General features: G+C 63.9%; 2 protein-coding genes. One reads left to right on the forward strand and one right to left on the reverse strand.

The features are described 5' to 3' along the window. Positions 1-472 precede the first annotated feature (472 nt). Entirely contained in the window at positions 473-2,767 is a 2,295-nt protein-coding gene (locus tag BQ17_RS06765; protein WP_089725510.1) for a tetratricopeptide repeat protein, read from the reverse strand. A 371-nt stretch (positions 2,768-3,138) separates the two neighbouring features. Here BQ17_RS06765 and BQ17_RS06770 point away from each other — a divergent pair, with 371 nt between their 5' ends. Continuing rightward, positions 3,139-3,624 (forward strand): TIR domain-containing protein, encoded by a 486-nt coding sequence (locus BQ17_RS06770; protein WP_089725512.1) that lies wholly within the window; start codon positions 3,139-3,141, stop codon positions 3,622-3,624. Positions 3,625-3,790 lie beyond the last annotated feature (166 nt).

Below are 3,790 nucleotides of genomic sequence, written 5' to 3' on the forward strand. Positions count from 1 at the left end.
AGCGTGGGAGCAGACCTGGTCCCGACGGAGGAGGGATCTGACGCTCCAGCGTCGATTAAGTGCCTCGGTAGGCTAACAGCCAACGCCGATCAGTACAGAGGAGCTAAGTCCGCTGGAGCGGATAAGACAGCGTTCCCACGCTGGAGCGTGGGAACGAGCGCAAGACCGTAGGCCGTAGGCTGGGTTGCGGCCAGGGACCGGCCAAAACCCAGCAATAACCAAAGCTGGGGTTCGTTCCTCACCCCGGCCTACCGATTTAAAATCAATGGGTTAGTTTTTAGACAGCCTCTTAGGGAGAAGGGATCAAAAAAGCTGTCGCAACGCCGTTCGGATTTTTGCCCTAACCGTAGCGGCCTGCCGACGGTGAGGGCTTGGCTCACAAACAGCCGCCATTTTGGGCTCACGCTCACTGACAGGCAATTGGAACCATGATCCCTTTACCGGCGTTCCGGCTGTCTGACCGCGGGATACCTCACCGAGCACTCGGGGTATCACCAACCAGCCGTTGGCCCAGGGTCCGCACCCGCTCCAGGTTGGGTCGCAGGCCCGCCGGCCAGTGGGACGGCGGCCAGCGGGCGCCCAGCGCCTCGAGCTGCTCCAGCAGCCTCGCCGCCCGGTCGGCTGGAGACGCATCGGCTTGAGGTTCCAACACCCGCAAAAGAAAGTACGCAGCGTCCAGAAAACGGTCGATAGCGGACGGACTGCCCGTCGCCATCGCCACCTGTCGCCCCAGCTCGACCGCCCGTTCCAGATCCGCCGCGGCGGCTGCAAGATCGGCCATACTGCCGTGCAACAGGGCTCGATTGTAGTAGCTGGTCGCTAGGTCATTCTGCATCCCGTGCGGCCAGCGCTCGCCCAACCCCGCGCGCAGCGCTTCCATCAGCCTGATGGCCGCATCGAAGGCGGCCACCGATCCGGCATAATCCTGCTGGCCTCGCAGGGCCAGGCCGCGGTTCATGTAGGCCCTGGCCAGGTCGTTCCGCATCCCGGGCGACCAGCGCTCGCCCAACGCCTTGCGCAGCGCTTCCATCAGCTCGATGGCCGCATCGTAGGCGGCCACCGCGCCGGCATAATCCTGCTGGTTATCAAGGGCCACGCCGCGGTTCATGTAGGCCCCGGCCAGGTCGTTCTGCATCTTGGGCGGCCAGCGCTCACCCAACGCTGTGCGCAGCGCTTCCCTCAGCCCGATGGCCGCATCGTAGGCGGCCACCGATCCGGCATAATCTTGCTGGCCTTGCAGGGCCAGGCCGCGGCCCATGTAGGCCCTGGCCAGGTCGTTCTGCATCTCGGACGGCCAGCGCTCGCCTAACGCCTTGCGCAGTCCTTTCATCAGCCTGATGGCCGCATCATAGGAGGCCACCGCCCTAGCATAATCCTGCTGGCCTAGCAGGGTGCTGCCGCGGTTCAGGTAGGCCGCGGCCAGGTCGTTCTGCATCTCGGGCGGCCAGCGCTCGCCTAACGCCTTGCGCAGTATTTCCATCAGCCCGATGGCCGCATCATAGGAGGCCACCGCCCCGGCATAATCCTGCTGGCCTGCAAGGGCCAGGCCGCGGTTCACATAGGCCCCGGCCAGGTCGTTCTGCATCTCGGGCGGCCAGCGCTCGCCCAACGCCTTGCGCAGCGCTTCCCTCAGCCCGATGGCCGCATCGTAGGCGGCCACCGCACCGGCAAAATCCTGCTGGCCTTGCAGGGCGTTGCCGCGGTTCAGGTAGGCCTTGGCCAGGCCGTTCTGCATCCCGTGCGGCCAGCGCTCGCCCAACGCCTTGCGCAGCGCTTCCATCAGCCCGATGGCTGCATTGTAGGCGGCCACCGCGCCGGCATAGTCCTGCTGGTTATCAAGGGCCACGCCGCGGTTTATGTAGGCCCTGGCCAGGTCGTTCTGCATCTCGGGCGGCCAGCGCTCGCCTAACGCCTTGCGCAGCGCTTCCCGCAGCCCGATGGCTTGCCCAAAGGCATCGGCGGCGGCAGGGAACCAACTTCGGCCGAACTGGGCGATGCCGATTTGGTGGTAGACGTGGGCCCGGGTTTCGTCCTTGAGGCTGCTGGTCTCCAACAGGGCCTGCAATACCTCCACGGCCTCGGCATAGCGCAGCAGGTCGGAAAGGGCGTCGGCATAGCCGAGGGCGTATCTGGGCTCGTCCGGCCGATAACGGTACGCGGCTTTATGGTCCTCGAGCGCGCCCTCGAGGTCGAAACCCAGGGCGCGGACACCAGCCCGGGCATAGCGGTGGGCGGCGAAGCGAGCGACGGCGGCTTTCTCACTAGTCAAGGCGCTGTCAAGCAGCCGTTCGGCCAGGTCTAATTGGCCGTCCCGAACCAGCTCCTCCACCTGTTCCAGCAGTGGATCATCGCCGTCCAAGCCCTGGTTGATCTCCGCCAGCTCATCCACTAGCCGCTCGTAGCGGCTGATCCACTTGTCCACCTCCTTCTGGGCGTCTTCCGGCGTGACACTTCTGCTCTCCAGTCTGCTCTCCAGGGCGCGGATCAGTGCGGCCTCGGCCTTATCGCTGAGCTCGGAGCAGACGATGATGGCATCGACCCCGCCGAGCCTATTGGTAATGACCGGGCTGCAGTCGCCACTGGTGCGGATACCCGGCTCAGGATTCGGGGCAGGTCCGGGTGGATGTTGCTCAGTAAGGAACTGGTTTAAAAGAACAGTGAATACAGCCACACCAATCCCCGAGAATAGCCAGGTCCAGGGTCGGTGCTCCCGTAACCGAGCCCACAGCCGGGAAAGAATGGTCGAGGGGTTTTTGAATATGCTCATAGCGGTTTATCGCCAGCCCGGTGCTCAGGGGGACCAGCATAGCCTACTTGCCGGTACTGTGGGCGCCAATCCCTCCCGGAGATTGGAGGCGGGATGCGGTCGTCCCTGACCTGTCCCGCCCTACGGGGGCCACCTCTACCCCCTGACAACTGCTCGGCGGGATGCGGCCATCCCTGGCCTATCCCGCCCTACGGGGGCTGAATTGATGCGGTTCGCGTCTCCTCTCTGGCGCCGTCCTGAAAGTCCTACCACGCTCACCACATCCTACATCTTTCTACCCTTTATCCTCCTTATCTACTTTACAACCTGTCGGTGGCGACTATAATTCCTGAACGGAGGGCACTTTAGAGACAGACAACGGAGATCCCGAGATGAGGATCCGCAAGAATTTCTTCGTGAGCTATGCGCGGGCGGACGGTCATCTGCCGAACCGGCTCTTGGAGCTCCTGCGCCCACGCCTCGCCATCATGCAGGGTTTCGATTGCGATACCTGGATCGATACCATGATCCCGGTCGGCGCCGCTTGGCGACGGGAGATCGATACTGCCCTCGCCCAATGTGATTTCGGCTTGCTGCTCCTCTCCCCCGGCTTCTTTGCCAGCCGGTTCATCTCCGAGCGGGAGCTCCCCCGTTTCCTGGGCCTGGGTCCCGACGGCGGCATCAGGATCCGCAAGCCTATCGTCCCGGTGGGGCTCAAATATGTCCCCCTGGACGGCAGCGCCGACCTCAAGGGCCTGGACCAAATCCAAATCTTCCGCGACTCCCAGGACCGCTGGTTCAACCAGACCCGCGGCCAGGTCAGTGAGACCTTCGCCGACCAACTGGTAGCGGCCATCGTTGCCAAACTAGGACCCTGAAAGACGGCAGAGGCTCAGTTTAAAAATTTGGCTCTTTATGGATTCCGGACTGCTTTGGAGTGCGCCGGCAAAGCGGCGCGACCGAATCAAACCTCAGCCACGGGGGATACCAGCGGCGTTGGCCGGGAATCCGGGCCCTTCGGTTCCACCCGCGCCGCGGCGACGG

Origin of the sequence: Candidatus Thiosymbion oneisti, assembly GCF_900092655.1 — a bacterium.
GTDB classification, from domain to species: Bacteria; Pseudomonadota; Gammaproteobacteria; order Chromatiales; family Chromatiaceae; genus Thiosymbion; species Thiosymbion oneisti.

Coding starts and splice junctions, on each gene's coding strand:
- BQ17_RS06765 (WP_089725510.1), bottom strand. CDS start 2,767: ATGAGCATATTCAAAAACCCCTCGACCATTCTTTCCCGGCTGTGGGCT.
- BQ17_RS06770 (WP_089725512.1), top strand. CDS start 3,139: ATGAGGATCCGCAAGAATTTCTTCGTGAGCTATGCGCGGGCGGACGGT.